We start from the raw sequence: 15,347 nt of genomic DNA, 5'->3' as shown, positions 1-15,347 counted from the left end.
CGCCCCCGGGTGGTGCCTGGTTGGTCAGAGTTTCAGAGCTCGGGTCGGCGTGGGGTCAGGTGTGGCCGGGGTGAGGCGGTTGCGGCGGCTCTGGCGGATCGCGTCCCAGGTGAGCAGGGCCAGCGCCGCCCAGACCAGACCGAAACCCACCCAGCGGACCGGCGGCATCTCCTCGTGGAAGACCGTCAGCCCGATCAGGAACTGGAACACCGGAGCGAGGTACTGGAGCAACCCCAGCATGGTCAGCGGCACCCGCACCGCAGCAGCCCCGAAGCAGAGCAGCGGCACCGCCGTGATCAGCCCGGACAGCGCCAGCAGCCCGGAGTGCCCCCAGCCGTAGCCGCTGCCGGTCCGGCCGAAGGTCCCGCCGCCGCTGAAGGCGAGGAAGGTCAAGTAGGCCAGGGCGGGCAGGAACTGAAAGGCGGTCTCGGCGGCGAGGCTCTCCAGTCCGCCGAGGTTCACCTTCTTCTTCAGCAGCGCGTAGACGGCGAAGGAGAGGGCCAGGGTGAGCGCGATCCAGGGCAGCCGCCCGTACCCGAGGGTGAGCACCAGCACCGCCGCCCCGCCGATGCCCACCGCCACCCACTGGGTGGGCCGCAGCCGCTCGTGCAGCAGCACCACACCGAAGCCGATGGTGACCAGCGGGTTGATGAAGTAGCCGAGGCTGGTCTCCACCACCTGGCCGGCGTTGACACCCCAGATGTAGACGCCCCAGTTGACCGAGACCACCACCGCAGCACCGGCGCACATCGCCAGCCGCCGGGGCTGCCGCAGCAGCGGCCGTATCCAGCCCCAGTGCCGGGTGGCCAGCAGGATGCCGGCCACCGCCACCAGTGACCAGACCATCCGGTGGGCGAGGATCTCCAGCGAGCCGCTGGGCTCCAGCAGCGGCCAGTAGAGCGGGAAGAGGCCCCACATCGCGTACGAGGCGAACCCGAACCAGAACCCGACCCGCTCTCCCCCCGGACGGTCCTGTTGCTGCATGTCCGGTGCTCCTCCACGTGGTTCGCCCGCGCCGCAGCGCGCCTGTGGCGAAGGTACCTGCCGGGACGGCCGACTGTCACTTGCGTATAGGCGTTTCAGTACTGACATCAGCACGGACATCAGCCGCATTCCGGGGGTTCGAACCACCTCGAAAGCCGCACCGTACGGCTCCCGTGCAGATGGCCGTGCAGATGGGCGCGCTCCCACGGGTGTCCGACAAAACACCAGTTGTCAAAGACTTGACACACGTTCGTCACACCCTGATGCTTGGGAGCGCTCCCACATAGGCGATCCGGCTCATGGCGCAGTGCTGCGCTCCGCCCCGCCACCGCACCTCCACAGCACCGCCACCGTTCGCGCATCGCGATGCCCGCGCCGCCCGCTTCCCGGGCCCGGCGCGACCATGCCAGTGCCATGTTGCTCCCCCACCCGAGGAGTCTGCACAGCCATGCCCGCGATCACAGCAAAGCCACCACGGACCCGCCGCGGCCGCCTACTGACCGCCTCCGGCACCGGACTCGCCCTGGTCCTCGCCGGACTCACCGCCACCGCCGGCACCGCGACCCCCGCCGCCGCGGCAGGGGTGCAGTGCAGCGTCGACTACTCCACCAACGACTGGGGCAGCGGCTTCACCGCCAACCTCACCATCACCAACCGGGGCACCGCCGCCATCAACGGCTGGACCCTCGGCTACAGCTGGACCGGCAACCAGACGCTGCAGAGCGGCTGGAACGGCGTCTGGACGCAGAGCGGCAAGGCCGTCACCGTCAAGGACGCCGGCTGGAACGCCAACATCCCGGCGGGTGGCAACACCACCACCTCGGCGAACTTCAACTACAGCGGCACCAACGCCAAGCCGACGTCGTTCACCATCAACGGCACGGCCTGCAACGGCGCCCACGCCGCCCCCGTCGTCTCGCTGACCTCCCCCACCGCCGGGGGCACCTACAGCGCGGGCGGCAGCATCCCGCTGGCGGCCACCGCGAGCGCGTCCGACGGCGCGACCATCAGCAAGGTGGAGTTCTACAGCGACACCACGCTGCTGGGCACCGCCACCACCTCGCCGTTCAGCTTCAACTGGGCGAACGTCCCGGCCGGTGACTACTCGGTGTACGCCAAGGCGTACGACTCCACCGGCGCCGCCAGCGAGTCCACCCCGGTCGGCGTGCACGTCGCCGCCGGACCGGCGCTGGTCGCGGTCCCGGACAGCCTGACGGTGCAGCAGGGCAAGACCGGCACCTTCCAGGTGAAGCTGTCCGCCAAGCCCACCGCCAACGTGACCGCCACGGTGAGCCGCACCGACGGCAACACCGGCCTGTCCGTCCCGGCCGGCACCTCGCTCACCTTCACCCCGACCAACTGGTCCACCGCCCAGACGGTGACGGTGACCGCCGACGCCAACTCGTCCGGCGCCGCGACCTTCACCGTCAAGGCTACCGGCTACGCCGACGCCAAGGTGACCGTGACCGAGCTCAAGGCCAACAGCTCGGGCACCTACACGTCCCGCTTCCTGGACGAGTACAACAAGATCACCAACCCGGCGAACGGCTACTTCTCGCCGGACGGCATCCCGTACCACTCGGTGGAGACGCTGATCATCGAGGCCCCCGACCAGGGCCACGAGACCACCTCCGAGGCGATGAGCTACCTGATCTGGCTCCAGGCCGAGTACGGCCAGGTCACCGGTGACTGGTCCAAGTTCAACAACGCGTGGACGATCATGGAGAAGTTCATGATCCCGACCCACGCCGACCAGCCCACCAACAGCTTCTACGACGCCTCCAAGCCGGCCACCTACGCGCCGGAGCACGACTACCCCGACCAGTACCCGTCGCAGATGGACGGCGGCGTGTCGGTCGGCAAGGACCCGATCGCGGCCGAGCTGAAGTCCGCCTACGGTACGGACGACATCTACGGCATGCACTGGCTGGAGGACGTGGACAACGTCTACGGCTACGGCGGCACCCCCGGCGGCGGCTGCGAGACCGGCCCCGCCTCCAAGGGCCCGTCCTACATCAACTCCTACCAGCGCGGCGCGCAGGAGTCGGTCTTCGAGACCATCCCGCAGCCGTCCTGCGACAACTTCAAGTACGGCGGCACCAACGGCTACCTGGACCTGTTCACCAAGGACTCCAGCTACGCCAAGCAGTGGAAGTACACCGACGCCCCGGACGCCGACGCGCGCGCCATCCAGGCCGCCTACTGGGCGGACACCTGGGCCAAGGCCCAGGGCAAGGCCTCGGACGTGGCCGCCACGGTCGCCAAGGCCGGCAAGATGGGCGACTACCTGCGGTACTCGTTCTTCGACAAGTACTTCAAGAAGATCGGCAACTGCACCAGCCCCAGCTGCGCGGCCGGTACCGGCAAGGACAGCGAGCACTACCTGCTCTCCTGGTACTACGCCTGGGGCGGCGCGACCGACAGCAGTGCCGGTTGGGCCTGGCGCATCGGTGACGGCACCGCCCACCAGGGCTACCAGAACCCGATGGCGGCGTACGCGCTGATCACCGACCCGGTCATGGCGCCCAAGTCGTCGACCGGCAAGGCGGACTGGACCACCTCGCTCCAGCGTCAGCTGGAGTTCTACACCTGGCTCCAGTCGAGCGAGGGTGCCATCGCGGGCGGCGCCACCAACAGCTGGGGCGGTGCCTACGGCACCCCGCCGGCCGGTGACTCCACCTTCTACGGCATGGCGTACGACCCGGCGCCGGTCTACCACGACCCGGACAGCAACCAGTGGTTCGGCTTCCAGGCGTGGTCCCTGGAGCGGGTGGCGGAGTACTACTACGCCACCGGCGACACCAAGGCCAAGGCCATCCTGGACAAGTGGGTCTCCTGGGCGCTGGCCAACACCACGATCAACCCGGACGGCACCTACCAGATCCCGTCCACCCTCAAGTGGACCGGCCAGCCGGCCACCTGGAACGCCACCAGCCCGGGTAGCAACGCCAACCTCCACGTGACCGTCCAGGACTACACCAACGACGTGGGTGTGGCGGGCTCGTACTCCAAGCTGCTCTCCTACTACGCCGCCAAGTCCGGCAACGCCCAGGCCAAGTCGGTCTCCAAGGCACTGCTCGACGGCATGTGGAACAACAACCAGGACAGCCTGGGCATCTCCGTCCCGGAGACCCGCGCCGACTACAGCCGGGTCACCCAGCAGTACAGCGCCTCCAACACCAACCACGACGGTGTCTACGTGCCCTCCGGCTGGACCGGCACGATGCCGAACGGTGACAAGATCAACTCCAGCTCGACGTTCCTGTCGATCCGCTCCTGGTACAAGAACGACCCGCAGTGGTCCAAGGTTCAGAACTACCTGAACGGCGGAGCCGCCCCGGTCTTCAACTACCACCGATTCTGGGCACAGGCCGACATCGCCACCGCGCTCGCGGCGTACGGCCAGCTGTTCAACGAGTGACCCGCGCGGGGTGAAGTCCCCCTGAGACCCCCACCCGGGAAGCGGCGCTGGGCCCGGCGGAGCGATCCGCCGGGCCCAGCGCCCATTCAATCCCCGTACAGACCCCCGGAACGGCCGGAGGGGGCGCCCACGCGATGGCGTGGACGCCCCCTCCGGCCTTGCGGCGTACGGGCGGTCAGCCGACCGTCCAGGTGTCGCTGCCCGCCAGCAGCGCACCCAGGTCGCCCTCGCCCCGGTCCGCCACGGCGGTGCTGAGCTGGTCGGCCATCAGGGTGTCGTAGACCGGCCGGTCGACGTCCCGCAGCACGCCGATCGGGGTGTTGTGCAGGGTGTCCGCGTCGGTGAGCCGGGTGAGCGCGAAGGCCGTGGTCGGGCTGGCGCTGTGCGCGTCGTGCACCAGCACCCGGTCCGCGTTGTCGGCGGTGACCAGGTCGGTGTGCAGGTCGCCGGTGGCCGGGTCGCGGAAGACGCCCCGGCCGGGCAGCCCGTCCGCACCGGCGGCGCCGAAGCGGATGGGCCGGCCGTGCTCCAGGCGGATCAGCGCCTCGTCGCGGGTGCCCGGCTCCTTGAGGGCGTCGAAGGCGCCGTCGTTGAAGATGTTGCAGTTCTGGTAGATCTCCACCAGCGCGGTCCCGGAGTGCTCCGCCGCCGCCCGCAGCACCGACTGGAGGTGCTTGCGGTCGGAGTCGATGGTCCGGGCGACGAACGACGCCTCGGCACCCAGCGCCAGCGACAGCGGGTTGAACGGGGTGTCCAGCGAGCCCATCGGCGTCGACTTGGTGATCTTGCCGACCTCGGACGTCGGGGAGTACTGCCCCTTGGTCAGCCCGTAGATTCGGTTGTTGAACAGCAGGATCTTCAGATTGACGTTGCGGCGCAGCGCGTGGATCAGGTGGTTGCCGCCGATGGAGAGGGCGTCGCCGTCACCGGTGACCACCCAGACCGACAGGTCGGGGCGGGAGGAGGCGAGGCCGGTGGCGATCGCCGGGGCGCGGCCGTGGATGGAGTGCATCCCGTAGGTGTTCATGTAGTACGGGAAGCGTGAGGAGCAGCCGATGCCGGAGATGAAGACGGTGTTCTCGCGGGCGATGCCCAGCTCGGGCATGAAGGACTGCACGGCGGCGAGGATGGCGTAGTCGCCGCAGCCGGGGCACCAGCGGACTTCCTGGTCGGTCTTGAAGTCCTTGGCGGTCTGCGGGCCCGCCGCCTTGGGCACCAGGGCGAGGGAGCGGAGGCCCGCGCCGGGGGTGGGGTGGTCGGCCTCAGGCATCGGCGGTGGTTCCTTCCTGGAGGGCGGCGGCGATGGCGTCGGCGAGCTGTTCGGCCTTGAACGGCATGCCGTTGACCTGGGTGTGCGAGCGGGCGTCGACCAGGTACTCGGCGCGGATGAGCTTGGCGAGCTGGCCGAGGTTCATCTCCGGGACCAGCACCCGGTCGTAGGAGCGCAGCACCTCGCCCAGGTTGGCCGGGAAGGGGTTGAGGTGGCGCAGGTGGGCCTGGGCGACCCGGGTGCCGGCCGCGCGGGCGCGGCGTACGGCGGCGGTGATCGGGCCGTAGGTGGAGCCCCAGCCGAGCACCAGTAGCCCGGCGTCGCCGGTGGGGTCGTCGACCGCCAGCGGCGGGATGGTGGCGGCGATGCCGTCGATCTTGGCCTGCCGGGTGCGGACCATGTGGTCGTGGTTGGCCGGGTCGTAGGAGATGTTGCCGGTGCCGTCCTGCTTCTCGATGCCGCCGATCCGGTGCTCCAGGCCGGGGGTGCCGGGCACCGCCCACGGCCGGGCGAGGGTCTGCGGGTCCCGCTTGTACGGCCAGAAGACCTCGGTGCCGCTCTCGGTGACGTGGTTGGGCTCGGTGGTGAACGGGGTGCGCAGGTCGGGGAGGGTGTCGATGTCGGGGATGCGCCAGGGCTCGGAGCCGTTGGCGAGGTAGCCGTCGGAGAGCAGGAAGACCGGGGTGCGGTAGGCCAGCGCGATCCGGGCGGCCTCGACGGCGGCGTCGAAGCAGTCGGCGGCGGTGGCCGGGGCGATCACCGGGACCGGGGCCTCGCCGTTGCGGCCGTACATGGCCTGGAGCAGGTCGGCCTGCTCGGTCTTGGTGGGCAGGCCGGTGGAGGGGCCGCCGCGCTGGATGTCCACGATCAGCAGCGGCAGCTCCAGCGAGACCGCCAGCCCGATGGTCTCGCTCTTGAGCGCCACGCCGGGGCCGGAGGTGGTGGTGACCGCCAGCGCCCCGCCGAACGCCGCGCCCAGTGCGGCGCCGATGCCCGCGATCTCGTCCTCGGCCTGGAAGGTGCGCACGCCGAAGTTCTTGTGCCGGGACAGCTCGTGCAGGATGTCGGACGCCGGAGTGATCGGGTACGAGCCCAGGTAGAGCGGCAGCCCGGACCGCTGCGAGGCGGCGATCAGGCCGTAGGACAGTGCCAGGTTGCCCGAGATGTTGCGGTAGCGGCCGGCCGGCAGCGGCGCCGGGGCGATCTCGTAGGAGACCGCGAAGTCCTCGGTGGTCTCGCCGAAGTTCCACCCGGCCCGGAAGGCGGTGACATTTGCCTCCGCGATCAGCGGCTTCTTGGCGAACTTGGTCCGCAGGAACCGCTCGGTGCCCTCGGTCGGCCGGTGGTACATCCAGGACAGCAGGCCCAGCGCGAACATGTTCTTTGCCCGCTCGGCGTCCTTGCGGGCCAGCCCGGAGTCCTTCAGCGCCTCCACGGTCAGGGTGGTCAGCGGCACCCGGTGCACATGCCACGCCTGGAGGGTGCCGTCCTCCAGCGGGTCCGAGGCCCAGCCGACCTTCGCCAGCGCCCGCTTGGTGAACTCGTCGGTGTTCACGATGATCTCCGCGCCACGCGGCACATCGGACAGGTTGGCCTTCAACGCCGCCGGGTTCATCGCCACCAGCACGTGCGGAGCATCCCCGGGCGTCAGGATGTCATGATCCGCGAAGTGCAGCTGGAAGCTCGACACCCCCGGCAGCGTCCCGGCGGGTGCCCGGATCTCGGCAGGGAAGTTCGGCAACGTCGACAGGTCGTTACCGAATGACGCGGTCTCCGAGGTGAACCGGTCGCCGGTGAGCTGCATGCCGTCACCCGAGTCGCCGGCGAACCGGATGATCACCCGGTCCAGCCGCTTCACCTGCTTCGCGGGGGCGCCCGGCAGCCGCTGCTGCTCGTCCGGTCCGGCCCCGAGCAGCCGTCCCTCCCCGGACGGACCGGGCGTCGCCCCGTCCGCCGCCTCCGTCTGCTCGACCTGGCTGGTCACTGGCTTGGACCTCCTTCGAGGGCACCTGTGCGAGCACGAGCCGTGTGCTCCCGTCCACGTGGTGCACCCTCCTCATCCTATGCGGGTAAGGGTTGCCTCTGTGGTGGTTGGCAAAGCCGCCCTGCACGGCTTTCACCTGCTTCGTCCAAGAGTGCCGGATAGCTGCCGCGACCCCGGGCGGACCTCGGGAAACAGGGGCCTCAGGAGTTCAGATAGGTCAGCACCGCCAGCACCCGCCGGTGGTCCTCCGGGCTCTGCGCCAGGCCGAGCTTCAGGAAGATGTTGCTGATGTGCTTCTCCACCGCGCCGTCCGAGACGACCAGCTGCTTGGCGATGGCGGTGTTGGTACGGCCCTCCGCCATCAGTCCCAGCACCTCCCGCTCGCGCGGGGTCAGCCCCTCCAGCACATCGCCCTTGCGGCTGCGGCTCAGCAGCTGGGCGACAACCTCCGGGTCCAGCGCGGTGCCGCCGGCCGCCACCCGCTGCACCGCCTCCACGAACTCCCGCACCTCCGCCACCCGGTCCTTGAGCAGATAGCCGACGCCCCGGGTGGAGCCGGCCAGCAGCTCGGAGGCGTAGCGCTCCTCCACGTACTGGGAGAGCACCAGCACGCCCACCTGCGGGTGGCGGCGGCGCAGCTCCACGCAGGCGCGTACGCCCTCGTCGGTGTGGGTGGGGGGCATCCGTACGTCCGCGACCACCACGTCCGGCAGCCCGCCGGCGGCGGCCAGCTCCTCCACCGACGTCAGCAGTGCCTCACCGTCTCCGACGCCGGCCACCACCTCCAGCCCGCGGTCGGTGAGCAGCCGGGTGAGGCCCTCCCGCAGCAGTACGGAGTCCTCGGCGATGACGACGCGCAGCATGACGGCCTTCCGGCTGGGGGCATTCGACGCCGCCCAGTCTGGCCCATCCCCCACCCCCACGCGGAACCCCCCGGCTCCGGGCGCGCGGAACCGCGGGCAACCGGACCCCGGCCCGGCACCCCCGGGGGGCGCGAGGAGCCCGCAGGCGCCCGCCCGGCCCCCGCTACATCGTCCGTACCGCCACCGCGTCGCACAGCCCCTCCAGGGCCGCCCGAGCCGGGCAGGACGGCAGCTGCGCCAGCAGGTCGCGGGCCTCCTGCGCGTACCGCAGCGTCTCCTCCCGCGCCCGCTGGAGCGCCGGATGCCCCCGCAGCAGCAGCAGCGCCTCCGCGTGCCTGACGTCGTCCGCCAGGTCGCCGTCCAGCAGCTCCCGCAGCCGGGCGTCCGCCTGGTCGGCCGGGTCGGCGGGGAGCGCGCGCAGCAGCAGCACCGGCAGCGTGGGCACTCCCTCGCGCAGGTCGGTGCCGGGCGTCTTGCCGGACTCATGGCCGTCGCTGGCGATGTCCAGGACGTCGTCGGCCAGCTGGAAGGCGGTGCCGATCCGCTCGCCGTACTCGGTGAGGATCTCCACCACGTGCTCGTCGGCGCCGGCCAGCATGGCGCCCATCCGCCCGGCGACGGCGATCAGCGAGCCGGTCTTGCCGCTGATGACGTCCAGGTAGTGCTGGACCGGGTCGTCGCCGGGGCGCGGCCCGGCGGTCTCCAGGATCTGGCCGGTGACCAGCCGTTCGAACGCCTCGGCCTGCACCCGGACCGCCGCCGGGCCGAGGTCGGCCAGCACCTGCGAGGCGCGGGAGAAGAGGAAGTCGCCGGTGAGGATGGCCACCGAGTTGTCCCAGCGGGAGTTGGCGCTGGGCGCTCCGCGCCGCACGGCCGCCTCGTCCATCACGTCGTCGTGGTAGAGGGTGGCCAGGTGGGTCAGCTCGACCACGACGGCGGCGGGGACGACGCCGGGGGCGTGCGGGTCGCCGAACTGGGCGGCCAGCAGCACCAGCAGCGGCCGGAACCGCTTGCCGCCCGCCTCCAGCAGGTGCTGCGCGGTGATGGTGATGAACGGCACATCACTCTTGGTAGCGTCCAGCAGCGCCTCCTCGACAGCGGCCATGCCGTCCCGGACGTCGGCATCGAGCGCCTCGTCCTGCATGCTCAGCCCGAAGGGCCCCACGACGGTCACGAAGACCACTCCTGTCGCTGGTCGGTCATGCGGCCGTCCCAGATGCCGCTGCTGCCATCAAGGGCAGCGTATCCGGTCACAACTCGATCACCGCGTGGGCACCGCTCGGCGGGACATCGCAGACCACGGCCGCCGGACCGTGTCGGCGGCGTGGCTGGAACCGGCCCCTGGCGGTACGGCGGTGGGCGGCCGCCCCGGAAGGGGGGTGGGGCAGCCGCCCGAGGGGGGACGGGGTGCTCGGTTCCATGACCTCCCGCGCACCGGGAGACGTCCCGCCCGGTCAGTGGCCGCCGCCCGCCGAAAGGTTGCCGCCCGCTCCCCGATCCGCTGCGGCCCCCGGCGGGCATGCCTGCGCCCCGATGCCGTACCGGGCAGCCGGGGCGCAGGTCGGAGCGGGTGTCAGCGGATCGGGTGTCAGCGGAGCGGGCGGGGTCAGCGGACGAAGATGGACGCCTTGTCCGCCAGGTCGAGGAAGTACTGCGGCAGCACGCCGAGCACCAGGGTGACCAGGACGCCCAGGCCGATGGCGGTGGCGGTGAGCGGGCTGGGGACGGCGACGGACGGGCCGTCGGGCTTGGGGTCGGAGAAGAACATCAGGACGATCACCCTGATGTAGAAGAAGGCGGAGATGGCGGACGCCACCACACCCACGATCACCAGCGGCACCGCGCCGCCGGAGGCCGCCGCCTGGAAGACCGCGAACTTCCCGGTGAAGCCGGAGGTCAGCGGGATACCGGCGAAGGCCAGCAGGAAGAGCGCGAACACCGCCGCCACCAGCGGGGACCGCCGCCCCAGCCCGGCCCACCGGGAGAGGTGGGTGGCCTCGCCGCCCGCGTCGCGGACCAGGGTGACCACGGCGAAGGCGCCGAGCGTCACAAAGGAGTACGCCGCCAGGTAGAAGAGGACGGCGGAGATGCCGGCCTTGTCGGTGGCGATCACACCGGTGAGGATGAACCCGGCGTGCGCGATCGAGGAGTAGGCCAGCAGCCGCTTCACATCGGTCTGGGTGACCGCCAGGATCGCACCGATGATCATGGTGAGGATGGCGACGCCCCACATCACCGGCCGCCAGTCCCACCGCATGTCCGGCAGCGCCACATAGAGCAGCCGCAGCAGCGCGCCGAAGGCGGCGACCTTGGTGGCAGCCGCCATGAAGCCGGTGACGGCGGTCGGGGCGCCCTGGTACACATCGGGCGTCCAGGCGTGGAACGGTACGGCGGCGACCTTGAACAGCAGGCCCATGCCGACCATGGCCAGGCCGATCAGCAGCAGGGCGTCGTTCTCGGTGGTGTTGCCGAGCGCCGGGGTGAGCTGCGTCTGCCCGGAGACCACATCCGCGATGCCGCCCAGCGAGACGGTGCCCGCGTAGCCGTACAGCAGCGCGGTGCCGAACAGGAAGAAGGCGGACGCGAAGGCGCCGAGCAGGAAGTACTTGACCGCCGCCTCCTGGGAGAGCAGCCGGCGGCGCCGGGCCAGCGCGCACATCAGGTACAGCGGGAGGGAGAAGACTTCCAGCGCGACGAACATGGTCAGCAGGTCGGCCGCCGCCGGGAAGAGCAGCATGCCGCCGACCGCGAACATGGTCAGCGGGAAGATCTCGGTGGTGGCGAAGCCCGCGCGGGCCGCCTCCTTCTCCTGGTCGCTGCCGGGGACGGCGGCGGCCTGCGGCGCGAACGCGTCCACCGGTGCGCCGCCGGGGCCGCTGGGCTCCAGCCGCCGCTCCGCGAAGGAGAGCACCGCGACCACGGCGATCAGCAGGATCAGGCCCTGGAGGAAGAGCGCCGGCCCGTCGATGGCAACGGCGCCCATCGCCGTCAGGTCCGCCTTGGTGGTGGCGTAGCCGCGCGCGGCCAGCGAGACCACCACGGCGAAGGCCCCGGCCAGCCCCAGCAGGGCGATCACGACCTGGGCGCCGTAGCGGCTGCGGCGGGGCAGGAACGCCTCGGCCAGGATGCCGACCAGGGCGGCGCCGAAGACGACCAGCATGGGGGCCAGCTGCCCGTACTCCAGGTGCGGAGCGGGGATGCTGGCGGTGTCGCCCGCCGCCGTCCACAGGGTGTGGACAGCGGCGGCCGGTGCGAGGGCGGTCACTTCGCCTCACCTCCGTGGGAGTCGGCACGGGCGGTCATGTACGAGAACCACGACTGCTCGGCGGCCGGGTGGGGGGGCTTGGGGTCGGTGCGGTGGACCTCGGCGAGGGTGGAGTCCACCGAGGGGTTGACGATGTCCGCGATCGGCCGGGGGTAGACGCCCAGCAGCACCAGCAGCGCGATCAGCGGGGCGACCACGGCCACCTCGCGGACCCTGAGGTCGGGCATGCCGCTGACGCTCTCCTTGACCGGGCCGGTCATGGTGCGCTGGTAGAGCACCAGGACGTACAGCGCGGCGAGCACGATGCCGACGGTGGCGATGATGCCCAGCACCGGGTAGCGGGTGAAGGTGCCGACCAGCACCAGGAACTCGCTGACGAACGGCGCCAGACCGGGCAGCGACAGCGTCGCGAGGCCGCCGATCAGGAAGGTGCCGGCCAGCACCGGGGCGACCTTCTGCACCCCGCCGAAGTCCGCGATCAGGCGGCTGCCGCGCCGCGAGATCAGGAAGCCGGCGACCAGCATCAGCACGGCGGTGGAGATGCCGTGGTTGACCATGTAGAGGGTGGCGCCGCTCTGGCCCTGGGAGGTCATCGCGAAGATGCCCATGATGATGAAGCCGAAGTGCGAGATCGACGCATAGGCGATCAGCCGCTTGATGTCCTTCTGGCCGACCGCCAGCAGCGCCCCGTAGATGATCGCGATCACCGAGAGCACCAGGATAGCCGGGGCGAAGTAGCGCGAGGCGTCGGGGAACAGCCCCAGGCAGAAGCGGAGCATCGCGAAGGTGCCGACCTTGTCCACCACGGCGGTGATCAGCACGGCGGTGCCGGCGGTGGACTCACCCATGGCGTTGGGCAGCCAGGTGTGCAGCGGCCAGAGCGGGGCCTTGACCGCGAAGGCGAAGAAGAAGCCCAGGAAGAGCGCCTTCTCCACCCCCGGGGCGAAGGACAGCTTGCCGTCCCCGACCGCCTTGGTGATGGTGGCCAGGTCGAAGGTGCCGCCCCCGCCGCTGCCGAGCCCGGCCCGCGCGGTGAGCACATAGAGGCCGATCACGGCGGCCAGCATCACCAGGCCGCCGACGAGGTTGTACAGCAGGAACTTCACGGCGGCGTAGCTGCGCTGCCGGGCCGCCTCCGGCCCGCCCGCCCGGTCGCCGAAGCCGCCGATCAGGAAGTACAGCGGGATCAGCATCGCTTCGAAGAAGACGTAGAACAGGAAGACGTCGGTGGAGAGGAAGGAGACCACCACCATCGCCTCGACGGCGAGGATCAGGGCGAAGAAGCCCTGGGTGCGCCGGCGGTCCTCGAAGGAGTGGAGGTCCACCGGGTCGGCGTCGTGCCAGGAGGCGAGCATCACCAGCGGCACCAGCACCGCGGTGAGCAGCGCCAGCACCACCCCGATGCCGTCCGCCCCGAGCGAGAAGGAGATCCCGAAGCTCTTGATCCAGGTGTATGACTCGGTGAGCTGGTAGCGGTCGCCGCCCGGGTCGAAGCGGACGGCGGTGATCGCCGTGAGGACCAGCGTGGCGGCGGCGAAGGCCAGCGCCACGGCCTTGGGGACGCGCCGCCGGGCGGCACTGGTCGCGGCCGGCAGCGCCGCGGTCACGACCGCACCGACCGCCGGCACGGCGGCGGTGACGGTCAGCAGCGGAAAGGGCATCAGACCGACCTCATCAGGAGAGTGGTGGCGACCAGTACCGCGGCGCCGCCGAACATGGAGAGGGCGTAGGAGCGGACGAAGCCGTTCTGCATCCGCCGCATCCGGCTGGAGATGCCGCCGACGGTGGCGGCCAGGCCGTTGACGAAGCCGTCCAGGCCCTTGGTGTCCCCGTAGACCAGCCCCCGGGTCAGGTACTCACCCGGGCGGACCAGCACGGCGTGGTTGAAGTCGTCCTGGAGCAGGTCGCGGCGGGCGGCGCGGGTGAGCGCCGAGCCGACCGGCGGGGTGACCGGGACCGGCTGCCGCCCGTACACCACCCAGGAGAGCAGCACGCCGACCGCGACGCAGACGAAGGTGAGCCCGGTGACCGCGATCGAGCTGAGCGGCGAGTTCCCCTCGGAGTGGCCGGTGATCGGCTCCAGCCAGTGCAGGAAGGCGTTGTTCAGGGCGAACAGGCCACCGGCGAGGACCGAGCCGATGGAGAGGACGATCATCGGGATCGTCATCACCGACGGCGACTCGTGCGGGTGCGGCTCCTGGCCCTCGGCATTGGGCTGCCAGCGCTTCTTGCCGAAGAAGGTCATGATCATCACGCGGGTCATGTAGAACGCGGTGATCGCCGCACCCAGCAGCGCGACCAGGCCCAGGATCCAGCCCTCGGTGCCGCCCTTGGCGAAGGCCGCCTCGATGATCCGGTCCTTGGACCAGAAGCCGGACAGGCCGGGGAAGCCGATGATCGCCAGATAGCCGAGCCCGAAGGTGACGAAGGTGATCGGCATGTACTTGCGCAGTCCGCCGTAGTGCCGCATGTTCACCTCGTCGTCCATGCCGTGCATGACCGACCCGGCGCCGAGGAAGAGCCCGGCCTTGAAGAAGCCGTGCGTCACCAGGTGCATGATCGCGAAGGCGTAGCCGACCGGGCCCAGGCCCGCCGCCAGCACCATGTAGCCGATCTGCGACATGGTCGAGCCGGCCAGCGCCTTCTTGATGTCGTCCTTGGCGCAACCGACGATCGCACCGAAGATCAGGGTGACCGCGCCCACGCAGACCACGGCCAGCTGGGCGTCCGGCGCCAGGTCGAAGATCACCGAGGAGCGGGTGATCAGGTAGACGCCGGCGGTGACCATGGTCGCCGCGTGGATCAGCGCCGAGACCGGGGTCGGGCCCTCCATCGCGTCACCGAGCCAGGACTGCAGCGGCACCTGCGCCGACTTGCCGCAGGCGGCCAGCAGCAGCATCAGCCCGATCGCGGTCAGCCTGCCCTGGCCGGCGTCCCCGGCACTGGCGAAGACCGGCCCGAAGGCGAACGAGCCGAACTGCGCGAACATCAGCATGATCGCGATCGACAGGCCCACGTCGCCGACCCGGTTGACGATGAACGCCTTCTTGGCGGCCGTCGCGGCGCTCGGCTTGTGCTGCCAGAAGCCGATCAGCAGGTACGAGGCCAGGCCCACGCCCTCCCAGCCGACGTACAGCAGCAGGTAGTTGTCGGCCAGCACCAGCAGCAGCATCGCCGCCAGGAACAGGTTGAGATAGCCGAAGAAGCGGCGCCGGCGCTCGTCATGGGCCATGTAGCCCACCGAGTACAGGTGGATCAGGCTGCCGACACCGGTGATCAGCAGCACAAAGGTGATGGAGAGCTGGTCGAGCTGGAAGCCGACATCGGCCTGGAAGCCGCCCACCGGCACCCAGGAGAACAGGTGCTGGTGGATCGGCCGGGCCGCCGTGTCGCGGCCCAGCATGTCGACGAAGAGGACGGCGCCCACCGCGAAGGAGGCAGTGGAGGCGAGGAGCCCCAGCCAGTGGCCGAAGGCGTCCAGGCGGCGCCCGCCGAGGAGCAGCAGCGCTGCTCCCGCGAGCGGGGCCGCGACGAGCACGGGGATGAGTGCGTTCACGGGA

Annotated in this window: 9 protein-coding genes; 1 reads left to right on the top strand and 8 read right to left on the bottom strand. The window is 70.7% G+C overall.

The annotated features are described in order from the left end of the window. Positions 1–24 precede the first annotated feature (24 nt). The gene (rarD, locus tag ACIQGZ_RS04075; protein ID WP_402599197.1) at positions 25–984 is read right to left on the bottom strand and encodes an EamA family transporter RarD; all 960 of its coding nucleotides are present in this window, start codon (positions 982–984) and stop codon (positions 25–27) included. A gap of 448 nt (positions 985–1,432) precedes the next feature. Here rarD and ACIQGZ_RS04070 point away from each other — a divergent pair, with 448 nt between their 5' ends. Beyond that, complete coding sequence (locus ACIQGZ_RS04070) at positions 1,433–4,405, top strand: glycoside hydrolase family 48 protein (protein ID WP_402599195.1); 2,973 nt, start codon at positions 1,433–1,435, stop codon at positions 4,403–4,405. A 175-nt stretch (positions 4,406–4,580) separates the two neighbouring features. On the opposite strand, the gene ACIQGZ_RS04065 is transcribed toward ACIQGZ_RS04070, so the two are convergent. The 7 genes from ACIQGZ_RS04065 to nuoL all read right to left on the bottom strand — a co-directional run bounded on the left by ACIQGZ_RS04065 (position 4,581) and on the right by nuoL (position 15,343). Then, positions 4,581–5,675, bottom strand: a complete 1,095-nt coding sequence (locus tag ACIQGZ_RS04065) for a 2-oxoacid:ferredoxin oxidoreductase subunit beta (RefSeq protein ID WP_402599193.1) — start codon at positions 5,673–5,675, stop codon at positions 4,581–4,583. Next, positions 5,668–7,659, bottom strand: a complete 1,992-nt coding sequence (locus ACIQGZ_RS04060) for a 2-oxoacid:acceptor oxidoreductase subunit alpha (protein ID WP_402599191.1) — start codon at positions 7,657–7,659, stop codon at positions 5,668–5,670. The genes ACIQGZ_RS04065 and ACIQGZ_RS04060 overlap by 8 nt, the downstream gene beginning before the upstream one ends. A 200-nt stretch (positions 7,660–7,859) precedes the next feature. Further along, the gene (locus tag ACIQGZ_RS04055; RefSeq protein WP_402599977.1) at positions 7,860–8,519 is read right to left on the bottom strand and encodes a response regulator; all 660 of its coding nucleotides are present in this window, start codon (positions 8,517–8,519) and stop codon (positions 7,860–7,862) included. Between the two features lie 166 nt (positions 8,520–8,685). Then, positions 8,686–9,696, bottom strand: a complete 1,011-nt coding sequence (locus ACIQGZ_RS04050; RefSeq protein ID WP_402599190.1) for a polyprenyl synthetase family protein — start codon at positions 9,694–9,696, stop codon at positions 8,686–8,688. A 432-nt stretch (positions 9,697–10,128) separates the two neighbouring features. Next, entirely contained in the window at positions 10,129–11,787 is a 1,659-nt protein-coding gene (gene nuoN / locus ACIQGZ_RS04045) for an NADH-quinone oxidoreductase subunit NuoN (protein ID WP_402599188.1), read from the bottom strand. Next, entirely contained in the window at positions 11,784–13,448 is a 1,665-nt protein-coding gene (locus tag ACIQGZ_RS04040; protein WP_402599186.1) for an NADH-quinone oxidoreductase subunit M, read from the bottom strand. Before ACIQGZ_RS04040 ends, nuoN begins: the two co-directional genes overlap by 4 nt. Continuing rightward, entirely contained in the window at positions 13,448–15,343 is a 1,896-nt protein-coding gene (gene nuoL, locus ACIQGZ_RS04035; RefSeq protein WP_402599185.1) for an NADH-quinone oxidoreductase subunit L, read from the bottom strand. Before nuoL ends, ACIQGZ_RS04040 begins: the two co-directional genes overlap by 1 nt. Positions 15,344–15,347: the final 4 nt, after the last annotated feature.

The organism is Streptomyces sp. NPDC092296, assembly GCF_044755465.1.
Classification (GTDB): Bacteria; Actinomycetota; Actinomycetes; order Streptomycetales; family Streptomycetaceae; genus Peterkaempfera.
Note: the sequence above shows the minus strand (reverse complement) of the source record. Positions and strands in the feature narration are given on the sequence as shown.

Coding starts and splice junctions, on each gene's coding strand:
- ACIQGZ_RS04040 (WP_402599186.1), bottom strand. CDS start 13,448: ATGCCCTTTCCGCTGCTGACCGTCACCGCCGCCGTGCCGGCGGTCGGT.
- rarD (WP_402599197.1), bottom strand. CDS start 984: ATGCAGCAACAGGACCGTCCGGGGGGAGAGCGGGTCGGGTTCTGGTTC.
- ACIQGZ_RS04065 (WP_402599193.1), bottom strand. CDS start 5,675: ATGCCTGAGGCCGACCACCCCACCCCCGGCGCGGGCCTCCGCTCCCTC.
- ACIQGZ_RS04070 (WP_402599195.1), top strand. CDS start 1,433: ATGCCCGCGATCACAGCAAAGCCACCACGGACCCGCCGCGGCCGCCTA.